This is a genomic window from Klebsiella spallanzanii, from assembly GCF_902158555.1.
In the GTDB taxonomy this organism is placed as follows: domain Bacteria; phylum Pseudomonadota; class Gammaproteobacteria; order Enterobacterales; family Enterobacteriaceae; genus Klebsiella; species Klebsiella spallanzanii.
Map to the genome: position 1 here is coordinate 95,261 of NZ_CABGGS010000007.1, position 24,908 is coordinate 120,168.

The following is a 24,908-nucleotide window of genomic DNA, read 5'->3' on the forward strand; positions in this document are numbered from 1 at the left end:
TGTCCGAGTGGCTGAAGGAGCACGCCTGGAAAGTGTGTATACGGCAACGTATCGGGGGTTCGAATCCCCCCCTCACCGCCATATTTTAAGAAGAGCTCGTACGCAAGTACGGGCTTTTTTTCGCATGTTGCCCCATTCATAAACCGCATTCGGCCTGCTATCACCCGCAACTCTTCGCATGCTACTTTTATATACCCATATAAAAGATGGATATCAAAATGAGCACCATTGCAGTTGTTGTTTTAACTTACGTTAAACCGCTTGATGAAGTAGACGCACAGCTTGCTGCACACGTGGAATGGCTTAAGGAAGGTTATGCTGACGGAATCTTCCTCGCATCAGGGCGTAAAGTCCCCCGCTCCGGCGGCGTGATTCTGGCTAAAGGCGATGATATAGATGCATTGCGTACCCGGCTGAGCCTGGATCCGTTCCAGCAATCGGGCGTCGCGAAAGTCGATATTATTCCTTTCGAAGCCACGATGGCCGCTCCCCCACTGCAGAGCTTGCTTTAAACCGGCAAAAACAAAGCCCGGTCTCCCGGGCTTTGCAGACACAGAAGCAATCAGTAGTAGGCTTTAAGCGCGCGCTGACAAAGCGTCGAGCGCACGCAGTCGTCGGTGGTAAAGCGCACAATGCCCACCATCTCATCTTCTTCAAAACGCGCCAGCGCATCGGCAAGTCCGGATCTCACGCCAGAAGGTAAGTCACACTGGGTAATATCGCCGTTGACGATAACCGTCACGTTCTCCCCGAGGCGGGTCAAAAACATCTTCATTTGCGCTGCAGTCACGTTCTGAGCCTCGTCCAGAATCACCACCGCATTTTCAAATGTACGTCCGCGCATATAGGCGAACGGCGCGATTTCCACCTTGCCGATTTCCGGGCGCAGGCAGTATTGCATAAAGGAAGCCCCTAACCTTCGGACCAGCACGTCATAAACCGGTCGGAAATAGGGTGCAAACTTCTCGGCGATATCTCCCGGTAAGAAGCCGAGATCTTCGTCGGCTTGCAGAACGGGACGGGTAACAATAATTCTGTCCACATCCTTATGAATCAGGGCTTCAGCCGCTTTTGCCGCGCTTATCCAGGTTTTGCCGCACCCGGCTTCCCCCGTCGCAAAAATCAGCTGTTTATTGTCGATGGCGTTCAAATAATGCGCCTGAGCGTCATTGCGCGCTTCAATTGGCGATGCATCGCGACTGTCCCGCGCCATACCAATTGCTTCTACGCCACTCATTTGCACAAGCGATGTGACCGATTCTTCTTCACGCTGCTTATGGCTTCGCGAATCCTGTCTCAGCACACGTTTGGCCTCACGACGAGCTCTGGTCACTGCTTTTTGTCTTCCCATGGATAGCACCTTGCGTTGTTGGTTTACATCACACGCGCCAGCATCGACGCGATTATGCGCACGAACGATTGAGGTTTGGCTTCCTTGTAAGCCATTGCTTGCCTGACGAATTGGCAGAGGGTCACGGCTACGCGCACCTGTCACCTTGCCTGGGTTCAGATTTTCTGTTGTAGATGGGGATAAATCTGGGGAGCAGGAATCGCGGCCGGAAGTGTGGCCCCCGTGCTGATGAGTACGGTATGAGGTTTGACGTTTTCCGTTACAGCAATCGGGCATTCGCGATCTCCATAGTGAAACGACATCACTGCCGGGAACTACCGCGTCTGTAATAAGTACATCAAAAATAATTCTTAATGCAACTTATTTTTTACATGCAGACAACAAATAATTCTCATTGCAGCTGAGGAGAGTTTCCGACATTAAGATTACAGAAAAATGAAACAAGGCAGGAAATACAAAAAATGAATGGAAAAACAGCAGAAAACACCCTGCCCTGACGGGCAGGAACGTCAGGCTTCAAGCAGCGATTGCCCGAGATAATGCTGATTGTCGATAACCCCCGGCAGAACAAAGAAATATCCTCCGCCAATCGGCTTCACATACTCTTCCAGGGCTTCACCGTTCAGGCGCTTTTGCACCGTCAGAAAGCCTTTTTCCAGATCGTGCTGATAGCAAACAAACAGCAGCCCCATATCCAGCTGGCCTGAGTTCGTCACTCCCAGAGAATAGCTGTATCCCCGGCGCATCATCAGGCCGGATTCAGTCTCCGGCGTGCGCGGATTGGCCAGACGAATATGACTATCGAGTGCAATAGTATCGCCGTCCGGGTCCTTGCTGTAATCCGGCGCGTCGTGCTCGTGCTGCATCCCCAGCGGAGCACCGGTCTGTTTATCGCGACCAAAAATCGTCTGCTGCTCTTTTAACGGCGTACGATCCCAGAACTCAACGTGAAACTGAATAATTCGCGCCGCCTGATAGCTACCGCCCGTCGCCCAGGCAGGCTCCCCCTGGTCGGTGGTAACCCACACCACTTTATCCATCAGCGCGTGATCGGTACTGACAGGATTAGCGGTGCCGTCTTTAAAGCCCAGCAGATTAACCGGCGTCTCTTTACCTTTACTACGCGCAGCGCTATCGGAGATAAATCCCTCCCGCTTCCAGCGAACGCTCAGCAGATCCGGCGTGTGCTTAATCACATCCCGCAGTGCATGAATCACCGTATCCTGAGTATTGGCGCAAATTTGCAGCAGCAGGTCGCCGTGGCACAGCGCCGCATCCAGCGAATCATTCGGAAAACGCGTCATCTGCTGTAGCTTTTTCGGCACGTTATTGGCCAGGCCAAAACGTTCGTCAAACAGCGAATGACCCACGGATACCGTCATGGTCAGATTATCCGGGGCAATCCACGGCCCCAATATTCCGGAATCCATCGGCGGCAAACGCGGATTTGGCGTCTCCGGCGCAGGACCACCTTTGGTCAAAAAGGCAATACGTTGAGTCAGCAGGCGAAATAACCGCTCCAGATCCGCTTTATCACTGGCAAGCACGTCGAAAGCGACAATCATCATCGAAGCCTGCTGTGGCGTCAGTACACCGGCCTGATGCGGACCATAAAACGGCTGCGCTTCCATGCGCGCGTTTGGCGACAATGTCCCCGGAGAGCTGTTGTCTTTTGCCGCATGCGCCACCGGACAGCCGCCGCTGATAGCCAGCGCGCCGCCAAGCGCGCCAATCCCTTTTAAAAGCCGGCGCCGTGATGGCTCATTCACATCATTATTTTGCTCTGCCATCGACTTAGTCCAGACCAAGGATCCCGCGCAGTTGTGCCAGATCTTCCGCCAGAGTGGTGATCGGCCCTTTCAGCGCGTTACGGTCCGCATCCGTCAGCTTATCGTAGGTTTCAAAGCCGTCTTTAGTGCGGTATTTGCTCAGGATGGCATCGACTTTTTTGAAGTTGGCATCCACTTTCGCCAGCAGCGTGCTGTTCTCTTTTTGCAGCTGCGGACGCAGCAGGTCGACAATTTTCTGCGCCCCGTCAATGTTGGCCTGGAAATCCCACAGATCGGTATGGCTGTAGCGATCTTCTTCACCGCTGATTTTGCTGGCCGCCACTTCTTCAATCAAACCAGCCGCGCCGCCGACCACTTTTGATGGTGGGAAGGCCAGTTCGCTAATGCGCTTTTGCAGATCGAGAACGTCGGTGTTCAGCTGATCGGCATATTTATCCATTCCTTTGACGCTGTTATCGCCAAACAGCGCTTTTTCCAGACGGTGGAAGCCGGTGAATTTTGGATCTTCGGCTTTTTTCTCGTAGTCATCTTCACGGGCGTCGATGCTGCCGTCGAGGTCAGAGAACAGCTCGGCAATCGGTTCAATACGCTCATAGTGCTGACGCGTCGGCGCGTACAGCGCTTTTGCCTTCTCAATATCGCCCGCTTTCACCGCATCGGTGAACGCTTTAGTGCCGCTAACCAGTTCAGCGGTCTCAGCAGTGACGTAGGCTTTATAGGCGGTAATCGCTTCACCGAGGCTGAGCAGCGCTTCAGCTTTAGCGGCGTCTTTAGTCGCTTCGCCAGTCACCGTGAGCTTGCCCTTAGGGTTAGTCAGCAGACCGCAGGTCATCTCATATTCACCCGGCTGCAGGTTCGCCGTCAGCTTTTGCGTAAAGCCAGGGGCAATATTCTCACGCTCTTCCACCACCATCACGCCTTTCAGAATTTCCCACTCCAGCGCCTTCTGGCTGTGGTTCTGAATGATGAACTGGGTTTTACCCGCTTTCACTGTGATGTTCATCGGCTCGCACTGTTTGTCGGTGACAGTGACTTTTACCTGCGGAATATCGGCAGCCTGGGCGTAAAAAGCAGAGCTGAACAGCGCGGCAACGGTAAGCTGCAGCGCATTGCGACGAAAATGATTCATCATGACCATCCCTTTCGATAAGTATGTTGTAACTATTTCAATCCGCAATGCCGACTAAGCGGTTCGGGATGCGGTGGTTTTATTGCTCGGCGGCAGGACAAACAGCACCAGCGCCGGGATCAAATAGATAAAATAGACGGCAACTTCGCTGATGGTCGGCGTTTCCTGATAGCCAAAAATCCCCTCCAGCAGCGTGCCAAATAGCGTATGCGTCGAAAGAACGTTGCTCAGATCAAAGGCGACATCCTGGAAGTGATTCCACAAACCAGCTTCATGGAAAGCACGGATAGCCCCCGCCGCCAGGCCTGCGGCCACCAGCAAAATAAACAGGCTGGTCCATTTGAAAAAGATGCCGAGATTCATACGGATGCCGCCCCAGTAGATCAGGAACCCTAAAACAATTGCGGTTGCCAGGCCCAACATGGCCCCGATGGGTGGCCAGATTCCCACATCCTGCTGGAAAGCGGCCAGAAGGAAAAACACCGATTCCAGACCTTCGCGAGCCACGGCGAAAAAGACCATCATCACCAGCGCCCAGCCGTGGTTGTTCCCGCGCTGAAGGGCATTGTCGACCGCTTGCTCAAGTTGCTGCTTTACGTTGCGCGAGACTTTACGCATCCAGAACACCATCCAGGTCAGAATGCACACCGCCACTACCGCCACGATACCTTCGAACAGTTCCTGCTCGCGCTGCGGAAATTCGCCGGTTGTTTCGTTGATAAAGATCCCCAGCCCCAGGCACAGTGCCGCAGCCAGAAATACCCCAATCCACATTACGCCAATCCAGTTGCCTCGCTGGGTGCGTTTCAGATAGCTGGCGATCAGGCTGACAATCAGCGCTGCTTCCAGGCCTTCACGTAACATGATGAGAAATGGGACAAACATGCCGACACCCTTAAATGTGAACCGCAGTCAATTGATGCAAAGATAGGTAAATATTTCTGATAGTGATTATCATTACAATAATCAGAAACACAAGTGAAATGTGTAGATAATGATGACGATTTGTAAATTAATCGCTAACAAATAATGACTTGCGGGATTATCTCTCTGGCGCAACAAAGAACGGCAGAATGATGGGATTTTTTGCGCCAGATATTTACCCGGCTTCACGGCTGTGGCTAAATGGCGGCCTTATTTACCTATGAAATGAACAACATGACTCAATATTTACACTTCCTGCTGGCACTGGTAGTTATCCTCGCCCTCGCCTGGCTTGTCAGCTACGACCGTAAGAAAATCCGCATTCGCTATATTATCCAGTTAATTGTTATCGAAATTGCGCTGGCTTTCTTTTTTCTCCACGCCGAAAGCGGCCTGTGGCTAGTGAAAAATATCGCTTCATTCTTTGAGTCGCTCCTCGGTTTTGCCGCCGAAGGAACCAATTTTGTATTTGGTGGCATGAGTGAAAAAGGGCTGGCGTTTATTTTCCTCGGCGTACTCTGCCCCATCGTCTTTATCTCCGCGTTGATCGGTATTCTTCAGCACTGGCGTATCCTGCCGATTTTCATTCGTCTGATTGGCACTCTACTGTCGAAGGTTAACGGCATGGGCAAGCTGGAGTCTTTCAACGCGGTGAGCTCTTTGATCCTCGGGCAATCAGAGAACTTTATTGCCTATAAGGGCGTTCTCGGCGATCTCTCATCCCGCCGTCTGTTTACTATGTCGGCCACGGCCATGTCGACGGTTTCGTTGTCCATTGTCGGCGCTTATATGAGTATGCTCGACGCAAAATATGTCGTCGCGGCGCTGATTCTGAATATGTTCAGCACCTTTATTGTGTTGTCGATAATTAACCCGACGCGTCCGGGCAGCGAGGAAGAAATTAAGCTTGAGAAGCTGCATGAATCCCAAAGCTTCTTTGAAATGCTCGGTGAATATATTCTGGCCGGTTTTAAGGTTGCAATGATCATTCTGGCGATGTTAATTGGTTTTATTGCCCTGATTAGCGCTATTAATGCCCTGTTCGCCACTCTGTTTGGCCTGAGCTTCCAGCAGATCCTTGGCTACGTTTTTTATCCCCTGGCGTGGCTGATTGGCATTCCGCTAAGCGATGCGCTGAACGCGGGCAGTATTATGGCGACCAAGTTGGTGGCGAATGAATTCGTCGCTATGATTGAGCTGCAAAAAATTGCCGCCAGCATGACGCCGCGCGGACTGGGTATTTTGTCGGTCTTCCTGGTCTCTTTCGCCAACTTCGCCTCTATCGGCATTATTGCCGGGGCGATTAAAGGATTGAACGAGCAGCAGGGTAATATCGTTTCCCGCTTCGGCCTGCGCCTGGTGTATGGCGCAACGCTGGTGAGCCTGCTCTCTGCCAGTTTCGCGGGGCTGGTACTGTAATCAGGAATGCTGGCCTGTGTTCCCGGGGGCGGCGCAGAGCGCCTTTCCCGGGCTACGGGGTGCGCGCGGTCTGGGGTTGTAGCCCGGACAGATACGCAGTATCGCCTCCGGGAAACTCCATCAGGGCACCGTTTAAAAATGAACGCATACCGGCTGGTCAACGCGCATCACCGACTCCTGCGCAAAACGTGATTTGTAGGTATTGCGCAGCGCTTCAATTCCCTCTTCGCTCTTCGCCTCTTTACCATGGATCAGCATCAGCGCCTTGCTCTGCTCGCGCGCGACGGTACCGTCGTTACCCAACCACTGACCGCGCGCATCAAATACCGTCAGGCCATCACGAAAGCGCGGCGTCACGTCGAGGTCAACGAACTGCTGCCACTCCTGAGCGGTGATATCTTTCCCCGCAGGACGGCTTAAGCCGAAATAAAGCGTCGTCTGCACCATGGCGTTATCCGCCGGGCAGGCGTTAGCGTCTGCCGCCGGGGCCGTCTTCGTAGCAGGCGCCACGCAGCCGCTTAATATCCCTGCCAGTACCAGCGCCAGCGCACCCTGTCTGAAACTCATTTTGCTACCCTCTTTGTTATTTGTGCTGAGATATCAGCGTATTTTCAAACAATTAGCAAGAGGTAGAAATAACAAAGCCCGCATAACGCGGGCTTGAGGTCAATTCAGAGGATTACTCCGCGGTAGCACGTACCGGCGGCGCAGTATGATAATGCGCGTCCGCTTCGGCAAAGCGTCTTTGCATTTCTGCCGACGGTGCTTTACCCAGCAGGCTGAATACCACAATTCCGAGGCTGCCAAAGATAAAGCCCGGAATAATTTCATACAGGCCCAGCCAGGCGAACTGTTTCCACACAATCACCGTCACTGCACCGATGATCATCCCAGCCAGCGCGCCGTTACGCGTCATACGCGACCACATCACTGAGAACAGCACCACCGGACCAAACGCCGCACCGAAGCCAGCCCATGCGTAGCTCACCAGACCCAGTACGCGGTTTTCCGGGTTTGCCGCCAGAGCGATGGACACCAGCGCCACCACCAGCACCATAAAGCGCCCTACCCACACCAGCTCTTTCTGACTTGCATGTTTGCGCAAAAACGCTTTATACAGGTCTTCAGTAATTGCGCTAGAGCACACCAGAAGCTGGCAGCTCAGAGTCGACATCACCGCCGCCAGAATCGCCGACAGCAGGATCCCGGCAATCCACGGGTTAAACAGAATCTGCGCCAGTTCGATAAAGACGCGCTCGGCGTTTTGATTCACCGCGCCCGCCACGCCCGGATTGTTATTAAAGTAAGCGATACCGAAGAAACCAACGGCAACCGCGCCCGCCAGGCAGAGGATCATCCAGGTCATGCTGATGCGACGGGCGTGAACAATGCTATGGTGCGAATCCGCCGCCATAAAGCGCGCCAGAATATGCGGCTGACCGAAATACCCCAGTCCCCAGCCCATCAGCGAAATAATCGCCACAAAGTTCAGCCCTTTGAGCATATCGACGTTCTCAATGCTCTTTTGTTTAATCACTTCCAGGGAATCACCGAAACCACCGACGGAAATAATCACCATAACCGGCGTCAGAATCAGGGCGAATATCATCAGGCTGGCCTGAACGGTATCAGTCCAGCTCACCGCGAGGAAACCGCCGATAAAGGTATAAATAATGGTTGCTGCCGCGCCGGCCCACAGCGCGGTTTCGTAGCTCATGCCAAATGTGCTTTCAAACAGACGGGCGCCCGCCACAATACCGGACGCACAATAGATGGTGAAAAATAACAAAATCACCAGCGCTGAGATGATTCGCAGTACGCGGCTTTTATCTTCAAAACGCCCGGTGAAATAATCCGGCAGCGTCAGCGCGTTATTATTGACCTCGGTATGTACGCGTAAACGCCCGGCCACCAGTTTCCAGTTAATCCATGCGCCTAACGTCAGGCCAATGGCAATCCAGCTTTCAGAGATACCGGAAATAAATATCGCCCCCGGCAATCCCATTAACAACCAGCCGCTCATATCCGAAGCCCCGGCAGACAGCGCCGTGACGAATGGACCGAGGCTACGACCACCGAGAATATAGTCATCGAAGTTCCTGGTCGATCGCCAGGCAATAAAACCGATAAGTACCATGCCAAAAATGTAAATAATAAAAGTCACCAACATGGGTGTGCTAATAGCCATGCAAAAATCTCCAGAATTTTTTGTCGACAGCGTCCAACTTTGTCGTTTTTTCCACTACCGGAACGGGGTAATGGCATATTGGTTGTATTGGGCGACCGTATCCTGACGGAAGCTTTGTTTTTTCACAAACGATTTAACACAGCATTTACACGAAATGCTTCGGGGACCAAACTTCATTTTGTTATAGGTTGCACTCTCTCACGTTTTTACCGGTTGCACCACGCAAAAGTGTTAAGTGACGCATAGAAAAACCCTATTAGACCGGGGATAAATCCCTGCTATTTTCATCATGATTTTTAACAATCAAAGCAATTTTCAGCCTGCCACACAATTCTCAATTAACAAGGTTGCACAAAGTTGCAACATGATAGATATTTCTACGCAACCGCATAACTGCACAGAAGCGAAGTTCGCAAAATCATTCAATCTGCGTCGAGGCGGCAAATGCAGCCAACAAAGAGGCAGGTTGAAGGATGAAGCGAATGACCAATAACAGGAGTTCCTGACATGGGCACCACCACCATGGGTGTAAAACTTGACGACGCGACGCGCGAACGCATTAAATCCGCGGCGAGCCGTATTGACCGCACGCCGCACTGGCTGATTAAACAGGCCATCTTCAACTATCTTGAAAAGCTGGAAAACGACGAGACGCTGCCGGAGCTACCTGCGCTGCTCGCTGGCGCGGCTAACGAAAGCGATGAGGCAGGCAATCCGGGCGACGAGCCTTATCAGCCGTTCCTTGAATTCGCCGAGCAAATCCTGCCGCAGTCCGTCTCCCGCGCCTCCATTACCGCCGCCTGGCGCTGGGCCGAAACCGATGCTGTGCCGATGCTGCTGGAGCAGGCCCGTCTGCCGCAAAACCTGGGCGAACAAGCGCACAAGCTGGCGTATCAGTTGGCAGAAAAGCTGCGTAATCAGAAAACCGCCAGCGGTCGCGCCGGGATGGTGCAAAGCCTGTTGCAGGAATTCTCGCTCTCCTCGCAGGAAGGCGTGGCGCTGATGTGCCTGGCGGAAGCGCTGCTGCGCATCCCCGACAAGGCCACCCGCGATGCGCTAATTCGCGACAAAATCAGCAACGGCAACTGGCAGTCGCATATCGGCCGCAGCCCGTCGCTGTTCGTTAACGCCGCCACCTGGGGGCTGCTGTTTACCGGCAAACTGGTCTCTACGCATAATGAAACCAGCCTGTCGCGCTCGCTGAACCGCATTATCGGTAAGAGCGGCGAGCCGCTGATCCGCAAAGGCGTCGATATGGCGATGCGTCTGATGGGTGAGCAGTTTGTTACCGGCGAAACCATTGCTGAGGCGCTGGCTAACGCCCGCAAGCTGGAAGATAAAGGTTTCCGCTACTCCTACGATATGCTCGGCGAAGCGGCGCTAACCGCCGACGATGCTCAGGCCTATATGGTCTCCTATCAGCAGGCGATTCACGCCATCGGCAAAGCCTCAAACGGACGCGGTATTTATGAAGGTCCGGGGATCTCGATTAAACTCTCCGCGCTGCACCCGCGCTACAGCCGCGCTCAGTACGATCGCGCGATGGAAGAACTTTACCCGCGCCTGAAGTCCCTGACTCTGCTGGCGCGCCAGTACGATATTGGCATCAACATCGATGCTGAAGAGGCCGACCGCCTGGAGATCTCTCTCGATCTGCTGGAAAAACTCTGTTTTGAGCCGGAACTGGCGGGCTGGAACGGCATTGGCTTTGTTATCCAGGCCTACCAGAAACGCTGCCCGTTTGTCATTGACTACCTGATTGACCTCGCCACCCGAAGCCGCCGTCGTCTGATGATCCGCCTGGTGAAAGGTGCCTACTGGGACAGCGAGATCAAACGCGCGCAGATGGACGGCCTCGAAGGCTATCCTGTCTATACCCGCAAGGTCTACACTGACGTCTCTTATCTGGCCTGCGCGAAGAAACTGCTGGCAGTACCGAACCTGATTTATCCGCAGTTCGCAACCCACAACGCCCATACCCTGGCAGCGATTTATCAGCTCGCCGGGCAGAACTACTATCCGGGACAGTATGAATTCCAGTGCCTGCACGGCATGGGTGAGCCGCTGTATGAGCAGGTCACTGGCCCCGTCGCCGACGGCAAGCTCAACCGACCGTGCCGAATTTATGCCCCGGTCGGCACCCACGAAACGCTGCTGGCGTATCTGGTGCGTCGTCTGCTGGAAAACGGCGCTAACACGTCGTTTGTTAACCGTATTGCGGATAGCACGCTGCCGCTGGATGAACTGGTTGCCGACCCGGTTGTTGCCGTCGAAAAACTGGCCCAGCAGGAAGGTCAGACCGGCCTGCCGCATCCGAAAATTCCGCTGCCGCGCGATCTCTACGGCAAAGGCCGCAGCAACTCTGCCGGTCTGGATCTGGCCAATGAGCATCGTCTGGCCTCCCTCTCCTCTTCTTTATTAAATAGCGCCCTGCATAAATGGCAGGCGCTGCCGATGCTGGAACAACCGGTTGGCGAAGGCGAAACGCAGGCGGTGATTAACCCGGCGGAGCCAAAAGATATTGTCGGTCAGGTGCGTGAAGCCAGCGAGGCTGAAGTTCAGCAGGCGCTGACTAACGCGGTCAACAATGCGCCAATCTGGTTCGCCACCCCGCCGCAGGAGCGCGCGGCAATCCTTGAACGCGCCGCCATACTGATGGAAAGCCAGATGCCGACTCTGATGGGCATTCTGGTGCGCGAAGCGGGTAAAACCTTCAGCAACGCCATCGCCGAAGTGCGCGAAGCGGTCGATTTCCTGCACTATTACGCAGGACAGGTGCGCGACGATTTTGATAACGAAACCCATCGCCCGTTGGGCCCGGTGGTATGTATCAGCCCGTGGAACTTCCCGCTGGCGATCTTTACCGGCCAGATTGCCGCTGCGCTGGCAGCAGGTAATACCGTACTGGCAAAACCCGCCGAGCAGACGCCGCTTATCGCCGCTCAGGGTGTGGCAATCCTGCTGGAAGCGGGCGTACCGCCGGGTGTTGTTCAGCTGTTGCCGGGCCGTGGGGAAACCGTTGGCGCTGCATTAACTTCTGATGAGCGCGTGCGCGGCGTGATGTTTACCGGCTCGACTGAAGTCGCCACCTTATTACAACGCAATATCGCCAGCCGTCTTGACGCGCAAGGTCGCCCGACGCCGCTTATCGCCGAAACCGGCGGCATGAACGCGATGATCGTCGACTCCTCGGCCCTGACTGAGCAGGTGGTTGTCGACGTACTCGCCTCGGCGTTTGACAGCGCGGGGCAGCGCTGCTCCGCCCTGCGCGTGCTGTGCCTGCAGGACGACATCGCCGAGCATACGCTGACCATGCTGCGCGGCGCGATGGCCGAATGCCGAATGGGCAATCCGGGCCGCTTGACCACCGATATCGGGCCGGTGATCGATGCCGAAGCCAAAGAGAACATCGAGCGCCATATCCAGACGCTGCGGACCAAAGGGCGCAAAGTCTTCCAGGCGGTGCGCGAAAACGGCGAAGATTCCCGCGAGTGGACCAGCGGTACCTTTGTTCCGCCAACGCTTATTGAGCTCGATAGTTTTGACGAGCTGAAAAAAGAGGTCTTCGGCCCGGTGCTGCATGTGGTGCGCTATAACCGCAACGAACTGGCTCAACTGGTCGAACAGATTAACGCTTCCGGCTACGGCCTGACCCTCGGCGTGCATACCCGTATCGACGAGACGATCGCTCAGGTGACCGGCAGCGCTAATGTCGGCAACCTGTACGTTAACCGCAATATGGTCGGCGCGGTAGTCGGCGTGCAGCCGTTCGGCGGCGAAGGGCTGTCGGGTACCGGTCCGAAAGCAGGCGGTCCGCTGTACCTGTACCGCCTGCTCTCCAGCCGCCCGCAAAACGCCGTCGGGATCACCCTCGCCCGTCAGGACGCCGAGCGCCCGCTGGATGCGCAGTTGAAAACGCTGCTGGAGAAACCGTTACTTGCACTACAGCAGTGGGCAGCGGACCGTCCGGAATTACAGGCCCTGTGCCAGACATTCAGTGAACAGGCGCAGGCCGGAACCCAGCGCCTGCTGCCAGGACCAACCGGTGAGCGCAACACCCTGACCTTTATGCCGCGCGACCGGGTGCTGTGCGTGGCTGATAACGAGCAGGATGCGCTGACCCAACTGGCGGGCGTTATCGCCGTCGGTTGTGAAGTGCTGTGGCCTGATGTGCCTCTCCAGCGCGAGCTGGCGAAAAAGCTGCCGCGCGACGTCAGCGAACGCATCCACTTTGCCAAAACGGAAACCCTGATGACCGAACCGTTCGATGCGGTTATCTATCACGGCGATTCCGATCAGCTGCGGGAACTGTGCGAGCAGGTAGCGGCACGCGATGGCGCGATTGTTTCAGTGCAGGGCTTCGCCCGCGGCGAAAGCAATTTGCTGCTGGAACGGCTCTACATTGAACGTTCGCTCAGCGTTAATACCGCCGCGGCAGGCGGTAACGCCAGCCTGATGACGATTGGTTAAAGCCCCCCGCAGACGGTGGTGGACCGGTAGCCCGGGCAGGCGCTCTGCGCCGCCCCCGGGAAAACAGACCGGCATCAACGTCAGCTAATGACACCAGGCGCAGGCTGTGGTTAATTAAGGCTCCCGGACGGGAGCTTTTTTTATGGGAGTTGACCAATGAAACGCACTTTACTCGCGCTTACTGCGCTGCTGGCAAGCACTCATGCGCTGGCGGACGAATGCAATAACGCCAGCAATCAAACGGAGATGAATCAGTGCACCGCTGCCCAATACCAGGCGGCGGATAAAAAACTGAATGAAACCTATCAGGAAGCACTGAAGCGCGCCTCCGGCAAGCAGCAGGAATTACTCAAAAAAGCGCAGCTGGCGTGGATTACCCTACGCGATGACGACTGCAAATTCCTCGCCTCCGGCGCAGACGGCGGCAGCGTACAGCCGATGCTTATCAACCAGTGCATGTCAGATAAAACCGTCGAGCGCGAGTCGTATCTTGCCTCGCTGCTACAGTGCGAAGATGGTGATCAAAGCTGCCCCCTGCCGCCCGCCAATTAACGCAGGCGAATACCTTCGATAATCATCCGCTGTACGTTATCGACGGTTTGCTGAAAGAATGCTTCATCGCGCAGCGTTGCGCCGGTCACCGCCTCAACCTGAGTAGCGAAATCGGCGTAATGCTGAGTGGTCGCCCAAATCATAAAAATCAGATGCTGCGGGTCAACGGGCGCCAGTCTGCCGCTCTCGACCCAGCCGGAAATAATCGCCGACTTCTCATCCACCAGCGCTTTCAGATCGCCGGTCAGCTCGCCCATCAGCAGCGGCGCGCCCTGAAGCATCTCCAGACAAAACAGCTTCGAAGCCTGCGGGTGATCGCGCGACACCTCCAGCTTGAGGCGAATATACTCACCAATCGCCACCAGCGGGCTGATATCTTCCCGAAAAGCCCTCAGCGGTGCCAGCCAGATAGCCAGAATCTGTTGCAACACGGCAATATACAGCGCCTCTTTCGACGGGTAGTAATAGAGCAAATTGGTTTTTGACACCCCGGCCAGCTCGGCGACCTGTTCAAGGCGCGTACCGTGGATACCAAACTGCGAGAACGCGTCCAGCGCAGCGGCCAGAATAGCCTCTTTTTTTGCGCTCACCGCCTGTGAACGTTTTCCGGTCTTTTTCACGGCGCCCTGTGCCATTAGTCATCTCCTTCTTTTTACGCCATCAGCATAGCAAAAGCCCAACGCCGACACGACTCTCTGCACCTCGATTGCGCATGACTGCGGTTTTTTCGTGCACTGATTTTGACCATTTAGTCTACTTTTTCGCTGTTATTTTCAGCAACCACTCAGCAACACATTAATAACATTAACCTTTGCAAAACTGGCATCGCCTTTGCTTTACCTTTGACACGGGGCGACCAAAGGAGATGCAGGATGCAGCGCCGCGCGACTTCTTGTTCAACGACATGCAGAGAGGTAGGTATGAAAATTGGTGTCTTCGTTCCGATTGGTAATAACGGCTGGCTGATTTCCACCCATGCTCCCCAGTACATGCCGACGTTCGAGCTGAATAAGGCCATCGTGCAGAAAGCCGAGCACTATAATTTCGATTTCGCCCTTTCAATGATCAAACTGCGCGGTTTCGGCGGCAAAACTGAATTTTGGGATCACAACCTTGAATCCTTCACCTTGATGGCCGGGCTGGCGGCAGTCACCTCACGCATTCAGATCTATGCCACCGCCGCCACGCTGACGCTGCCCCCGGCAATCGTCGCCCGTATGGCCTCGACTATCGACTCTATCTCCGGCGGGCGCTTCGGCGTCAATCTGGTGACCGGTTGGCAAAAACCAGAATATGAGCAGATGGGCATGTGGCCGGGAGATGATTACTTCGCCAGCCGCTACGACTATCTCACTGAATATGTCCAGGTTCTGCGCGACCTGTGGGGCACCGGGCGCAGCGACTTTAAAGGCGACTACTTCACCATGAACGATTGTCGCGTTAGCCCGCAGCCGTCGCAGCCGATGAAAGTGATCTGCGCCGGGCAGAGCGATGCCGGAATGGCGTTCTCCGCCCAGCACGCCGACTACAACTTCTGCTTCGGGAAAGGGGTTAACACTCCCGCCGCCTTCGCTCCTACCGCAGCGCGGATGATGCAGGCAGCGGAAAAAACCGGCCGCGATGTCGGCTCCTACGTGCTGTTTATGGTGATTGCCGATGAAACCGATGAGGCGGCCCGCGCGAAATGGGAACACTACAAAGATGGCGCAGATGAAGAAGCGCTGGCATGGCTGACCGAACAGAGCCAGAAAGATACCCGCTCCGGCAGCGACACTAATGTCCGCCAGATGGCCGACCCCACGTCAGCGGTCAACATCAACATGGGTACTCTCGTCGGCTCTTACGCCAACGTTGCCCGCATGCTCGACGAAGTGGCGGAGGTCCCCGGCACCGACGGCGTGCTGCTGACGTTTGATGATTTTCTTATCGGCATCGAAGCCTTTGGTCAGCGCATTCAGCCGCTGATGCGCTGCCGCGACCATATCACCACACTCACTCAAGAGGTTGCCTGATGATTACCCTTCCCGCTCGCCCGGAATCCCTGACCTTTGCGCCGCAGCAGAGCGCGCTGATCGTGGTGGATATGCAGAACGCCTACGCCAGCGAGGGCGGCTACCTCGACCTCGCCGGATTTGACGTTTCCGCCACCCGACCGGTTATCGACAATATCAACACCGCCGTTGCCGCCGCGCGCGCCGCCGGGATGCTGATTATCTGGTTCCAGAACGGCTGGGACGACCAGTATGTGGAAGCCGGTGGCCCCGGCTCACCGAATTTTCATAAATCCAACGCGCTGAAAACCATGCGTAAAAACCCTGAGCTGCAGGGCAAACTGCTGGCAAAAGGCGGCTGGGACTATCAGCTGGTCGATCAGCTCAAACCGCTGCCGGGCGATATTGTGCTACCGAAACCGCGCTACAGCGGCTTCTTCAACACCGCGCTCGACAGCATCCTGCGCAGTCGCGGCATTCGCCATCTGGTCTTTACCGGTATCGCCACCAACGTCTGCGTAGAGTCGACCCTGCGCGATGGCTTCTTCCTCGAATATTTCGGCATTGTACTTGAAGATGCCACCCACCAGGCCGGGCCGTCGTTCGCCCAGCAGGCGGCGCTGTTCAATATTGAAACCTTTTTTGGCTGGGTCAGCGATGTCGCCAGCTTCTGCTCGGCTCTTGAGCCCGCAGCACCGCTCTCATTCCCGGAGGAGAAACGTTATGCCTAAACAAGTGATTATTCCGCCAGGCACCACCACGCCGATCGCGCCGTTTGTCCCTGGCACGCTGGCCGACGGCGTGGTTTACGTCTCCGGCACGCTGCCGTTTGATAAGCAAAACAACGTGGTTTACATCGGCGACCCAAAGGCGCAAACCCGTCACGTGCTCGACACCATCAAGAGCGTTATCGAGACGGCGGGGGGCAGTATGGAGGATGTGACGTTCAACAGCATCTTTATCACCGACTGGAAAAACTACGCCGCGATTAACGAGGTCTACGCTGAATTCTTCCCCGGCGACAAACCGGCGCGTTTCTGCATCCAGTGCGGGCTGGTGAAGCCTGATGCGCTGGTAGAAATAGCGACCGTCGCGCATATCGGGAAGCCGGCATGATTAAGCTCAATATCTCCCCGCCGCCTTATCCGGGTGCGCCGGTGGTGGTGCTGAGCGCCGGGCTCGGCGGCGCGGGCGGCTACTGGCTGGCGCAGCGCGCGGCGCTGGAAACACGGTATCAACTGTTGAGCTATGACCATAACGGCACCGGTGAAAACGGCGGCCCGCTGCCCGCAGGCTACAGCATGGCGACTATGGCGCAGGAGCTGTACTCGGCGCTGCAAGACGCGGGAGTTGCGCGTTTTGCCCTGGTCGGTCACGCGCTGGGTGCGCTGATTGGCCTGCAGCTGGCGCTGGATTTTCCCGAGGCGGTCAGCGCCCTCGTACTGATTAACGGTTGGCTGACGCTCTCCCCGCATACCCGTCGCTGCTTTCTGGTGCGCGAACGCCTGCTGCACGCGGGCGGTGCTCAGGCATGGGTTGAAGCGCAGCCGCTGTTTCTCTATCCGGCGGAGTGGATGGCCTCTCGCCTGCCGCGCCTCGAGGCCGAAGACGCGCTCGCCATCAGCCATTTTCAGGGCAAAGATAATCTGCTCAAACGGCTTAATGCCCTCAAACAGGCCGACTTTTCACGGCGGGCGGCGGCAATAACCTGCCCGACGCTCATCATCAGCGCGGCCGACGATCTGCTGGTTCCGGCCTCCTGCTCCCGCGTGCTGCAGGCGGCAATCCCCGGCAGCCAACTGGTGGAAATGGCCTGGGGCGGCCACGCCTGTAACGTCACTGACACCGCCAACTTTAACCCTATTTTATGCGACGGGCTGGCCACCATGCTGCCCGCAGTTCAGGAGGATCTATGAACGAAGCCATTAGCCCGGCCGCCTGCGCCACGCTGTTTACCGAAGCCAGAACCCACAACGGCTGGCTGGACAAACCAGTCACCGATGACCAGCTGCGGGAAATCTACGCCTTGATGAAAATGGGGCCCACCTCCGCCAACTGCTCACCAGCGCGTATCGTTTTTATCCGCACCCCGGAGGGCAAAGAGACGCTGCGCCCGACCCTGTCCAGCGGCAATCTGGAGAAGACCATGCAGGCCCCGGTCACCGCGATTGTGGCCTGGGACAGCGCTTTCTATGACCGCCTGCCGGAGCTATTTCCGCACGGTGACGCCCGCAGCTGGTTTACCTCCAGCCCACAGCTGGCGGAAGAGACGGCCTTTCGCAACAGCTCATTACAGGCGGCATACCTGATTTTCGCCTGCCGGGCGCTGGGCCTGGACACCGGTCCGATGTCGGGATTTGACCGCGAAAAAGTCGATGCAGCATTTTTTGCCGACGGCGGCTGGAAAAGTAACCTGCTGATTAACATTGGCTACGGCGATACCAGCAAACTGTACGACCGCCTGCCGCGTCTTACCTTCGATGATGCCTGCCAGCTGGCATAAGGAGCCCGCATGTCTTTTGCCGATAAACAAAGCTTTCGCGACGCCATGGCCCACGTTGGGGCGGCGGTTAATATTATTACCACCGATGGCCCGGCAGGCCGTGCGGGCTTCACCGCCAGCGCCGTCTGCAGCGTGACCGATGCGCCGCCCACCCTGCTGGTATGCCTGAATCGCTCCGCCTCAGTCTGGCCGATATTCAGCCAGCACCAGGCGCTGTGCGTCAACACCCTGGCAGCCGGCCAGGAAGGGCTATCAAACGTTTTCGGCGGTAAAACCCCGATGGCGGAACGCTTTGCCGCCGCCGACTGGCAAACCGGTGCAACCGGCTGCCCGCGTCTTGAACAGGCGCTAGTGAGCTTTGACTGCCGCATCAGCCAGATCGTTAGCGTCGGGACTCACGACATTCTGTTTTGCGAAGTGGCGGCGATTGTTCGCCATCCGGACCCGCGCGGACTGATGTGGTTCGACCGCGGCTACCACACGCTCATGCGCCCAGCCTGTTAACCTAAAACCCAGGATATCATCATGGCTCTCTTCGATTTTCCTCGCTGGCAGTTAACCTCCCCCTCCGCCGCGTCCGGCGTCGTCGCTCCCGATGAACGGCTGTCGGTCGGGCAAACCGTGGTGATGGGCGTTCAGCACGCGGTGGCGATGTTTGGCGCAACCGTACTAATGCCAATCCTGATGGGGCTGGATCCCAACCTGTCGATCCTGATGTCTGGCGTTGGTACGTTGCTGTTCTTTTTGGTTACCGGCGGGCGCGTGCCGAGCTATCTCGGCTCCAGTGCCGCCTTCGTCGGCGTGGTCATCGCCGTCACCGGTTTCAACGGTCAGGGGCTGAACCCGCACCTGAGCGTCGCGCTGGGCGGCATTATTATCTGCGGGCTGGTTTATACCCTGATTGGCCTGGTGGTAATGAAAATCGGCACCCGCTGGATTGAACGGATGATGCCGCCGGTAGTGACCGGCGCGGTGGTGATGGCGATCGGCCTGAACCTCGCGCCCATCGCGGTGCGCAGCGTGTCATCAACGCCGTTCGACGGCTGGATGGCGGTGCTGACCGTTCTGTGCATCGGCCTGGTGGCGGTGTTTACCCGCGGGATGCTTCAGCGGCTGCTGATCCTCGTTGGGCTGATTGTCGCCTGCGCGCTCTACGCGCTGCTGGCGAACGTGTTTGGGCTGGGCAAGCCGCTCGATTTTAGCCTGCTTGAACAGGCAGCGTGGTTTGGTATGCCGCAGGTGACAACGCCAACGTTTAACAGCCAGGCGATGATGCTGATCGCACCGGTCGCAGTGATTCTGGTAGCGGAAAACCTCGGCCACCTGAAGGCGGTTGCCGGGATGACCGGGCGCAATATGGACCCGTATATGGGACGCGCGTTCGTCGGTGACGGGCTGGCAACCATGCTTTCAGGTTCGGTTGGCGGCAGCGGCGTCACGACCTATGCAGAGAATATCGGCGTGATGGCGGTGACCAAAGTGTACTCCACGCTGGTGTTCGTCGCGGCGGCGGTGATTGCGATGCTGCTCGGATTTTCACCAAAGTTTGGTGCGCTAATCCACACCATTCCCGGGCCGGTTATCGGCGGCGCATCCATTGTGGTGTTCGGTTTGATTGCCGTTGCGGGCGCGCGGATTTGGGTACAAAACCGGGTGGATTTGAGCCAGAACAGCAATCTGATTATGGTCGCGGTAACGCTGGTGCTGGGCGCAGGTGATTTTGCGCTATCGCTGGGCGGCTTTACCCTCGGCGGGATCGGGACGGCGACATTCGGCGCGATTCTGCTCCACGCGCTGCTTAACCGCCGTCAGCATGAAGTCAAACAACCTGACGTCACCCCTGTTTAGCCCGCTGGCACGTACCTGTAGCCCGGACAGATGCGCAGCATCGCCTCCGGGAAATTATGCCATCCTGCGCTGTGCTCCCGGGGGCGGCGCAGGGCGCCTTGCCCGGGCTACAGGTCCTACCGTCGTCTGCGATCTGGTAGCCCGGACAGGTGCGCAGCACCGCCTCCGGGAATACTCAGCTAAGGTTCGACACGATCCCTCATCCCGGATAAGGCGTTCACGCCGCCATCCGGGAGCTTCACCGGTGGCGGAAGCTTTTTCCGCTTCCACTTCAGCTCACTAACCAGCACGCCCGCCAGAATAAACACGCAGCCCACCAGCGACGCCGTCGCCAGCTGAACTACCGTCACCCGGCGGATATCCACCTTCCCCGCCCAGGCGCTAATCAGAATAATTTCTGCCGCAATCGCCACCGCGCTGGCAAAAGTGATCATCTCGCCGACACCCAGCGCCAGCAGGTTACTCTCCGGGCCGGCCAGCAGGATCAGACCGATAAACGCCAGCACGATACCGACGCAGGACATCATCCCCGGCATCCGTCTGAGGAACAGCCATTGCAATAGCGGCACCAGCGGCACGTACATGGCGGTAATAAACGCCGATTTACTGCTGGAGATCGACTGCAACCCCCAGGTTTGTAGGCCGTAGCCCAGCGCAATCGAGATACCTATCGCCGCGCCCGCTTTTAGCTCCAGCCATGTCAGGCCGCGTAATGTACGCAGAGACAGTAAAGCCACCGCCAGCGCGGCGGTACCAAAACGCAGTCCGACGAAGAACAGCAGCCCGCTTAGCGTCACCGCATACTGAACGGCGAGAAACGTCCCCCCCAGAATATGGTGATAACAAGCAGAATGGCTTCCTGGCGGGTAAGGGAAAATTTAAACGAAGACATCACACGGCCAATCATAATAAATAGCCCGCTAGTGTGCAGTCTCCCCCCCCCCCCCCCGCAGAGGCAACCATTCACCCATAAAAAAACCGCCGACAACACGTCGGCGGCGAGGGCGATGGGGTCGGGCCCTGGAGATTAACCCCAATCAGTTCTGAATCAGTCGGGCGCGCTAGCTGTCGCGATTGCCGTGACTGTTTTTCCCCCCTTTTTTGCCAGCTTCGGAAGCGCGCTGGGGATCGTTTTTAAAGTTCCCCCCGCTATGCTGGCCACCTTTACGACCTGCTTCTGATGCTCTTTCACGGTCTTCGGCAAAATTACCGGCACCGCCACGATGGTTTGCCATTACTGACCTCCATTTAGGTTAGACATCATGCTGCATTAGGTGAATCACGAGACTTTCGCCTCCGCGATACCGATTTCGCATCGCGTGCCTTTAAGGTTAGCGAAAAATACCCATGCAGCCCCGATATCGTCACATCCTGAAATAGATTCCCCATAAGGACGACCATTGTGATGCCGCACGTACGCTAAGCACCTCTTATGGTTGCCAAAAAGCGTTGGGACAAAAATGTATCTTTTTGCGACAAAACTATTCTTTGCAATTTTGTTATAAATCAAACAAATGATTGTTGCATTTGCACTCTTCGCCAGAGGTCTTATCTTTAAAGGTAGCCAGTCAAGTAACTGGTCTATAACGCAACCGAGGAGTGATGCAAATGGCTAAGATTCTGGTGCTTTATTATTCAATGTACGGACACATCGAGACCATGGCGCATGCCGTCGCCGAAGGAGCAAACAAGGTTGATGGCGTTGAGGTGGTCGTGAAGCGCGTGCCGGAAACCATGCAGGCAGAGATTTTTGCCAAAGCAGGCGGGAAAACACAAAACGCCCCCGTTGCCACGCCGCAGGAGCTGGCCGAGTATGACGCCATCATCTTTGGTACCCCAACCCGTTTCGGCAACATGTCCGGACAGATGCGCACCTTCCTTGATCAGACCGGCGGCCTGTGGGCATCCGGCGCGCTGTACGGCAAGCTGGCCAGCGTATTCAGCTCGACCGGTACCGGCGGCGGCCAGGAGCAAACCATTACCTCTACCTGGACCACCCTTGCCCATCACGGGATGATTATTGTGCCGATTGGCTACGGTGCTCAGGAGCTATTTGATGTCTCGCAGGTTCGTGGCGGAACCCCTTACGGCGCCACTACGATTGCCGGCGGCGACGGCTCGCGTCAGCCAAGCGAGGAAGAACTGGCGATTGCCCGCTATCAAGGTGAACACGTCGCGGGCCTGGCCGTTAAGCTACACGGTTAATCTTCAGCAGGAGGAAAAGCATGCCGAATCAAGAAGCAAAAGCACACCGCGTGGGTGAATGGGCAAGTTTACGCAATACCTCTCCCGAAATTGCCGAGGCAATTTTTGAATTAGCTCATTACGATGAGAAGGTTGCAGAACAGATCTGGGAAGAAGGCAACGATGAAGTGCTGCCTCTCGCTTTCGCCAAAACGGACAAGGATTCTTTGTTCTGGGGCGAGCAAACTATTGAGCGCAAAAACGTCTGATGCGCGGTAGCCCGGACAGGCGCGACGCGCCGCCTCCGGGAACCTCCTGCATCATTCCCGGAGGCGGTACTGCGTACCTGTCCGGGCTACACAACCAAAACCCGGATTGCTCCGGGTTTTTTATGCTTTTTTACTTGATGGCCTCCGCCATCGCCTTGTTGAAGGTCTCCATCGGGCAGAAACCGTTATCATCCACCAGACACCCGTTCAGCGCCAGCGTTACCCGCTGCGGCGGCGACTGCAGAGTCAGCGCATCGGCATTGCGCAACTGCTCGGTACTTTGATAGACATACTCAATCTTCATCACATCACGATTGCCGTTCTTATCATGCCAGCGCTGGAACACCAGCTTGCCGCCAATCGGCGTGCGCTCGTACTGGTTGTGCAGTTGATAAGGTTTGAAATCCAGCGCTGTCAGCAGCGAGGCGATATTGGAATCATGCCCTACCAGCAGCGTCACTTTCGCTGCCTTCGCGGCATCACCCACCAGCGCGTTATCAATATATTTCACCAGCGGTTTAGCCACGTTGCGCGCCACTTCAGGAGAGGTAAACAGGCTATCCTGATAACCGTTTTTCAGCTTCGACAGCACTTGCCACTGCTTATCGCTTTTGATTTCCCCCCACGCCACCTGATCTTTGGGGAAACCTTCGTAGTATTGCAGCGTAAAAGCGTCGACCAGCGAGTTGCCCACTTTCAGCGGGCCGGATACGCCCGGCTCTTGCTGATATTTGGCGCTAAAGGTGTCTTTCCCGTCGCTCAGCGAGCACTGCTGTTTCTCTTTGCAGGAAGGCGAATTGCGATAATTCGTCATCTCCTCCAGCAGCTTATAGCTATCGCCCAGTTGCATGCCCTGGCGCTCTTTCTCCATCGCCTGCACGGCCTTTTCGCTGAAGGCGGCGGAATCATCGGTGATCACCGGGTTGAAGGTTGGGTCCATCGTGCCCATTTTTTCCTGATGATGCACCGTTACGCCACAGCCAGGAAACGCGCCGATAATGAAGAACTGCGCCGTGGCGACGGTACGCTGCAGGCTATTCGCATAGGCATAAACCGCATTTTCTGGCGGGCACTCGCCGCTGGTTACCAGCCCCTGCTGCGCCAGCCATTCGCGCATATAGTGCCCCATATAGACTTCCAGCACCCCGCCCTTGGTGGTCAACTGGCCGCCGGGTACATCCCACTCCGGCCAGGATTTCGGCGTTGACTGCTCCAGCACGCTGCCGTTATTCGCCAGCGGCGCGCGCAGGTTATGGCGACTCATGATCAGCACCTGCTGAAGCTGGTAGCCTTCCGGTACGGTCTGTTCCTGCGCCAGGACGCCAGCGGACAGTAAAACAGCGCCTGCCACTGCGGCAGCGAGTAGACTTTTTCTCATCCCTTAACCCTCAGTCAGTGATTATCATCGCCCTAATTGTGACAAAATCATGACATTTTTCCGCGCAATGGCTCGCAAACTGGGTAAGACACGCTGATTAAAACAATACGTCAGGAATTATTCAGGACGAAGGAGTGACCATCACTCCGGTAGCGGGACCGCCGCCAGGGTGCAGATCGCTTCATGCTTGCCGCCGCGATGGTCGACGATCAGCACTTTATCCCCCGCGTTTTTACCTTCGCAGGGTTTTATAACCTGTTCGACAATACGTTCACGGATGGACTGACGTTCGGAATCCGCCAGACTGCTAAAAGAAGTCACAATCAACGCCAGCCCAACAAGACCGACGATATGCTTATTACACATTTATTACTCTCAACCCATATTTAAGCGGGCCAAGGTTAGCAGCCTGCCGGGCGCGCGTCTGTAAATTCGCTTAAAGGTGTGTTACTCCGTTTATTTTTTCACCACCATCGCGCTTTACACTTTACATTTATTCATGTAAATAATAAGTTAATAGCTTCACTGGCAGTCCATTCCGGTCTTACTCATCGGGTCATATTTAAGAAATATCCCGATGCTATTATCTCGATATCACGGTATTTTTTCTTCATGTTAAACATAACATTAGGTTAATCTATGTCAGGTATCCTGCTCTTTATCGTTGCGGTGGTTTTACTGGGTGTAGCCATCTACAGCCTGGTATCCTACGTCAAGGATCGGCGCTCAGGCCAGCTGCCAACTCATAAGAAAAAGAAATAATACGTCCCCACGATTCTTACCTCCTGCCCCTACTATTTCTGCCGGACTGCCTGATTTCAAACGATAATGACAAAAAGAAGGCAGGCTTAATCACCTGCCTTAGCGTCTGCGTAAAAAATCGTTACGATTCCCAGGCCTGTTCCGCGTTGG

Annotated in this window: 24 protein-coding genes, 1 tRNA gene and 1 pseudogene; 15 read left to right on the plus strand and 11 right to left on the minus strand. The window is 55.9% G+C overall.

Annotated features, from left to right (window positions below; genetic code table 11):
• Window position 1: 1 nt before the first annotated feature.
• Together FN082_RS09580 and FN082_RS09585 are read left to right on the plus strand one after the other, a co-directional pair.
• Window positions 2–81: transfer RNA gene (locus tag FN082_RS09580), tRNA-Ser, on the plus strand.
• 137 nt (window positions 82–218) lie between these two features.
• Entirely contained in the window at window positions 219–512 is a 294-nt protein-coding gene (locus FN082_RS09585) for a YciI family protein (RefSeq protein ID WP_139539659.1), read from the plus strand.
• Between the two features lie 50 nt (window positions 513–562).
• Here FN082_RS09585 and phoH read toward each other — a convergent pair whose 3' ends face one another.
• The 4 genes from phoH to efeU form a co-directional block, all read right to left on the minus strand.
• Window positions 563–1,351, minus strand: a complete 789-nt coding sequence (gene phoH, locus FN082_RS09590) for a phosphate starvation-inducible protein PhoH (protein ID WP_142467163.1) — start codon at window positions 1,349–1,351, stop codon at window positions 563–565.
• Between the two features lie 509 nt (window positions 1,352–1,860).
• Window positions 1,861–3,141 (minus strand): iron uptake transporter deferrochelatase/peroxidase subunit, encoded by a 1,281-nt coding sequence (efeB, locus tag FN082_RS09595; RefSeq protein WP_139539657.1) that lies wholly within the window; start codon window positions 3,139–3,141, stop codon window positions 1,861–1,863.
• Between the two features lie 4 nt (window positions 3,142–3,145).
• Window positions 3,146–4,273 (minus strand): iron uptake system protein EfeO, encoded by a 1,128-nt coding sequence (efeO, locus tag FN082_RS09600; RefSeq protein ID WP_139539656.1) that lies wholly within the window; start codon window positions 4,271–4,273, stop codon window positions 3,146–3,148.
• A gap of 51 nt (window positions 4,274–4,324) precedes the next feature.
• A complete protein-coding gene (efeU, locus tag FN082_RS09605) occupies window positions 4,325–5,155 on the minus strand; it encodes an iron uptake transporter permease EfeU (protein WP_142463156.1) in 831 nt (276 codons plus the stop codon).
• Window positions 5,156–5,428: 273 nt separating this feature from the next.
• Here efeU and FN082_RS09610 point away from each other — a divergent pair, with 273 nt between their 5' ends.
• The gene (locus tag FN082_RS09610; protein ID WP_142463155.1) at window positions 5,429–6,613 is read left to right on the plus strand and encodes a NupC/NupG family nucleoside CNT transporter; all 1,185 of its coding nucleotides are present in this window, start codon (window positions 5,429–5,431) and stop codon (window positions 6,611–6,613) included.
• A 132-nt stretch (window positions 6,614–6,745) separates the two neighbouring features.
• Here FN082_RS09610 and FN082_RS09615 read toward each other — a convergent pair whose 3' ends face one another.
• Together FN082_RS09615 and putP are read right to left on the minus strand one after the other, a co-directional pair.
• Entirely contained in the window at window positions 6,746–7,180 is a 435-nt protein-coding gene (locus FN082_RS09615) for a DUF3574 domain-containing protein (protein WP_142981492.1), read from the minus strand.
• A gap of 112 nt (window positions 7,181–7,292) precedes the next feature.
• Window positions 7,293–8,801 carry a sodium/proline symporter PutP gene (gene putP, locus FN082_RS09620; RefSeq protein ID WP_142981493.1) on the minus strand — a complete coding sequence of 503 codons (1,509 nt, stop codon included), beginning with the start codon at window positions 8,799–8,801 and terminating at the stop codon, window positions 7,293–7,295.
• A 507-nt stretch (window positions 8,802–9,308) separates the two neighbouring features.
• Between putP and putA the strand changes: the two genes are divergently transcribed.
• Both putA and FN082_RS09630 read left to right on the plus strand, forming a co-directional pair.
• Window positions 9,309–13,271: a trifunctional transcriptional regulator/proline dehydrogenase/L-glutamate gamma-semialdehyde dehydrogenase gene (putA, locus tag FN082_RS09625; RefSeq protein ID WP_142981494.1), complete on the plus strand. Its 3,963-nt coding sequence runs from the start codon at window positions 9,309–9,311 to the stop codon at window positions 13,269–13,271.
• Window positions 13,272–13,427: 156 nt separating this feature from the next.
• A complete protein-coding gene (locus tag FN082_RS09630) occupies window positions 13,428–13,823 on the plus strand; it encodes a lysozyme inhibitor LprI family protein (RefSeq protein ID WP_139539650.1) in 396 nt (131 codons plus the stop codon).
• Here the strand turns inward: FN082_RS09630 and rutR are convergent.
• Complete coding sequence (rutR, locus tag FN082_RS09635) at window positions 13,820–14,458, minus strand: HTH-type transcriptional regulator RutR (RefSeq protein ID WP_139539649.1); 639 nt, start codon at window positions 14,456–14,458, stop codon at window positions 13,820–13,822. The genes FN082_RS09630 and rutR overlap by 4 nt on opposite strands.
• A gap of 285 nt (window positions 14,459–14,743) precedes the next feature.
• On the opposite strand from rutR, the gene rutA reads away from it, so the two are divergent.
• From rutA to rutG, 7 genes are read left to right on the plus strand one after another with little or no spacing between them, the layout of a single operon-like run.
• Window positions 14,744–15,835 (plus strand): pyrimidine utilization protein A, encoded by a 1,092-nt coding sequence (gene rutA / locus FN082_RS09640; protein WP_142981495.1) that lies wholly within the window; start codon window positions 14,744–14,746, stop codon window positions 15,833–15,835.
• The gene (gene rutB / locus FN082_RS09645; protein WP_139539647.1) at window positions 15,835–16,545 is read left to right on the plus strand and encodes a pyrimidine utilization protein B; all 711 of its coding nucleotides are present in this window, start codon (window positions 15,835–15,837) and stop codon (window positions 16,543–16,545) included. The genes rutA and rutB overlap by 1 nt, the downstream gene beginning before the upstream one ends.
• Window positions 16,538–16,930 carry a pyrimidine utilization protein C gene (rutC, locus tag FN082_RS09650; protein ID WP_112215189.1) on the plus strand — a complete coding sequence of 131 codons (393 nt, stop codon included), beginning with the start codon at window positions 16,538–16,540 and terminating at the stop codon, window positions 16,928–16,930. The genes rutB and rutC overlap by 8 nt, the downstream gene beginning before the upstream one ends.
• Window positions 16,927–17,730 carry a pyrimidine utilization protein D gene (gene rutD, locus FN082_RS09655; RefSeq protein WP_142981496.1) on the plus strand — a complete coding sequence of 268 codons (804 nt, stop codon included), beginning with the start codon at window positions 16,927–16,929 and terminating at the stop codon, window positions 17,728–17,730. The genes rutC and rutD overlap by 4 nt, the downstream gene beginning before the upstream one ends.
• The gene (locus FN082_RS09660) at window positions 17,727–18,317 is read left to right on the plus strand and encodes a malonic semialdehyde reductase (RefSeq protein WP_139539645.1); all 591 of its coding nucleotides are present in this window, start codon (window positions 17,727–17,729) and stop codon (window positions 18,315–18,317) included. Before rutD ends, FN082_RS09660 begins: the two co-directional genes overlap by 4 nt.
• Window positions 18,318–18,326: 9 nt before the next feature.
• Window positions 18,327–18,821, plus strand: coding sequence for an NADH-dependent FMN reductase RutF (gene rutF / locus FN082_RS09665; protein ID WP_139539644.1), 495 nt, complete (start codon window positions 18,327–18,329; stop codon window positions 18,819–18,821).
• A gap of 21 nt (window positions 18,822–18,842) precedes the next feature.
• Window positions 18,843–20,165, plus strand: a complete 1,323-nt coding sequence (gene rutG / locus FN082_RS09670; protein WP_142981497.1) for a pyrimidine utilization transport protein G — start codon at window positions 18,843–18,845, stop codon at window positions 20,163–20,165.
• Window positions 20,166–20,479: 314 nt separating this feature from the next.
• On the opposite strand, the pseudogene FN082_RS09675 reads toward rutG, so the two are convergent.
• Both FN082_RS09675 and FN082_RS09680 read right to left on the minus strand, forming a co-directional pair.
• A pseudogene (locus FN082_RS09675) lies at window positions 20,480–21,057 on the minus strand (EamA family transporter); the annotation flags it as partial.
• Window positions 21,058–21,226: 169 nt separating this feature from the next.
• Window positions 21,227–21,400 carry a con-10 family general stress protein gene (locus FN082_RS09680; protein ID WP_112215194.1) on the minus strand — a complete coding sequence of 58 codons (174 nt, stop codon included), beginning with the start codon at window positions 21,398–21,400 and terminating at the stop codon, window positions 21,227–21,229.
• Window positions 21,401–21,773: 373 nt separating this feature from the next.
• On the opposite strand from FN082_RS09680, the gene wrbA reads away from it, so the two are divergent.
• Window positions 21,774–22,370 carry an NAD(P)H:quinone oxidoreductase gene (wrbA, locus tag FN082_RS09685; RefSeq protein ID WP_112215195.1) on the plus strand — a complete coding sequence of 199 codons (597 nt, stop codon included), beginning with the start codon at window positions 21,774–21,776 and terminating at the stop codon, window positions 22,368–22,370.
• A 20-nt stretch (window positions 22,371–22,390) separates the two neighbouring features.
• Window positions 22,391–22,618, plus strand: coding sequence for a YccJ family protein (locus FN082_RS09690; RefSeq protein WP_139541151.1), 228 nt, complete (start codon window positions 22,391–22,393; stop codon window positions 22,616–22,618).
• A gap of 130 nt (window positions 22,619–22,748) precedes the next feature.
• On the opposite strand, the gene agp is transcribed toward FN082_RS09690, so the two are convergent.
• On the minus strand, window positions 22,749–23,996 hold the full coding sequence (agp, locus tag FN082_RS09695) for a bifunctional glucose-1-phosphatase/inositol phosphatase (protein ID WP_142981498.1): 1,248 nt from the start codon (window positions 23,994–23,996) through the stop codon (window positions 22,749–22,751).
• A 141-nt stretch (window positions 23,997–24,137) separates the two neighbouring features.
• Window positions 24,138–24,362 (minus strand): hypothetical protein, encoded by a 225-nt coding sequence (locus FN082_RS09700; RefSeq protein ID WP_139541149.1) that lies wholly within the window; start codon window positions 24,360–24,362, stop codon window positions 24,138–24,140.
• Window positions 24,363–24,635: 273 nt separating this feature from the next.
• Here FN082_RS09700 and FN082_RS09705 point away from each other — a divergent pair, with 273 nt between their 5' ends.
• Window positions 24,636–24,758 (plus strand): small membrane protein, encoded by a 123-nt coding sequence (locus FN082_RS09705; RefSeq protein WP_138362586.1) that lies wholly within the window; start codon window positions 24,636–24,638, stop codon window positions 24,756–24,758.
• The last annotated feature ends 150 nt before the right edge of the window (window positions 24,759–24,908 follow it).

What these genes read in the sequence shown, in the direction of transcription:
- FN082_RS09700 (WP_139541149.1), bottom strand. Translation starts at nt 24,362, where the DNA reads ATGTGTAATAAGCATATCGTCGGTCTTGTTGGGCTGGCGTTGATTGTG.
- wrbA (WP_112215195.1), top strand. Translation starts at nt 21,774, where the DNA reads ATGGCTAAGATTCTGGTGCTTTATTATTCAATGTACGGACACATCGAG.
- agp (WP_142981498.1), bottom strand. Translation starts at nt 23,996, where the DNA reads ATGAGAAAAAGTCTACTCGCTGCCGCAGTGGCAGGCGCTGTTTTACTG.
- rutB (WP_139539647.1), top strand. Translation starts at nt 15,835, where the DNA reads ATGATTACCCTTCCCGCTCGCCCGGAATCCCTGACCTTTGCGCCGCAG.
- putA (WP_142981494.1), top strand. Translation starts at nt 9,309, where the DNA reads ATGGGCACCACCACCATGGGTGTAAAACTTGACGACGCGACGCGCGAA.
- efeO (WP_139539656.1), bottom strand. Translation starts at nt 4,273, where the DNA reads ATGATGAATCATTTTCGTCGCAATGCGCTGCAGCTTACCGTTGCCGCG.
- FN082_RS09680 (WP_112215194.1), bottom strand. Translation starts at nt 21,400, where the DNA reads ATGGCAAACCATCGTGGCGGTGCCGGTAATTTTGCCGAAGACCGTGAA.
- efeB (WP_139539657.1), bottom strand. Translation starts at nt 3,141, where the DNA reads ATGGCAGAGCAAAATAATGATGTGAATGAGCCATCACGGCGCCGGCTT.
- rutR (WP_139539649.1), bottom strand. Translation starts at nt 14,458, where the DNA reads ATGGCACAGGGCGCCGTGAAAAAGACCGGAAAACGTTCACAGGCGGTG.
- rutC (WP_112215189.1), top strand. Translation starts at nt 16,538, where the DNA reads ATGCCTAAACAAGTGATTATTCCGCCAGGCACCACCACGCCGATCGCG.
- putP (WP_142981493.1), bottom strand. Translation starts at nt 8,801, where the DNA reads ATGGCTATTAGCACACCCATGTTGGTGACTTTTATTATTTACATTTTT.
- FN082_RS09690 (WP_139541151.1), top strand. Translation starts at nt 22,391, where the DNA reads ATGCCGAATCAAGAAGCAAAAGCACACCGCGTGGGTGAATGGGCAAGT.
- FN082_RS09615 (WP_142981492.1), bottom strand. Translation starts at nt 7,180, where the DNA reads ATGAGTTTCAGACAGGGTGCGCTGGCGCTGGTACTGGCAGGGATATTA.
- rutD (WP_142981496.1), top strand. Translation starts at nt 16,927, where the DNA reads ATGATTAAGCTCAATATCTCCCCGCCGCCTTATCCGGGTGCGCCGGTG.
- FN082_RS09585 (WP_139539659.1), top strand. Translation starts at nt 219, where the DNA reads ATGAGCACCATTGCAGTTGTTGTTTTAACTTACGTTAAACCGCTTGAT.
- FN082_RS09705 (WP_138362586.1), top strand. Translation starts at nt 24,636, where the DNA reads ATGTCAGGTATCCTGCTCTTTATCGTTGCGGTGGTTTTACTGGGTGTA.
- phoH (WP_142467163.1), bottom strand. Translation starts at nt 1,351, where the DNA reads ATGGGAAGACAAAAAGCAGTGACCAGAGCTCGTCGTGAGGCCAAACGT.
- FN082_RS09610 (WP_142463155.1), top strand. Translation starts at nt 5,429, where the DNA reads ATGACTCAATATTTACACTTCCTGCTGGCACTGGTAGTTATCCTCGCC.
- rutA (WP_142981495.1), top strand. Translation starts at nt 14,744, where the DNA reads ATGAAAATTGGTGTCTTCGTTCCGATTGGTAATAACGGCTGGCTGATT.
- rutG (WP_142981497.1), top strand. Translation starts at nt 18,843, where the DNA reads ATGGCTCTCTTCGATTTTCCTCGCTGGCAGTTAACCTCCCCCTCCGCC.
- efeU (WP_142463156.1), bottom strand. Translation starts at nt 5,155, where the DNA reads ATGTTTGTCCCATTTCTCATCATGTTACGTGAAGGCCTGGAAGCAGCG.
- FN082_RS09630 (WP_139539650.1), top strand. Translation starts at nt 13,428, where the DNA reads ATGAAACGCACTTTACTCGCGCTTACTGCGCTGCTGGCAAGCACTCAT.
- rutF (WP_139539644.1), top strand. Translation starts at nt 18,327, where the DNA reads ATGTCTTTTGCCGATAAACAAAGCTTTCGCGACGCCATGGCCCACGTT.
- FN082_RS09660 (WP_139539645.1), top strand. Translation starts at nt 17,727, where the DNA reads ATGAACGAAGCCATTAGCCCGGCCGCCTGCGCCACGCTGTTTACCGAA.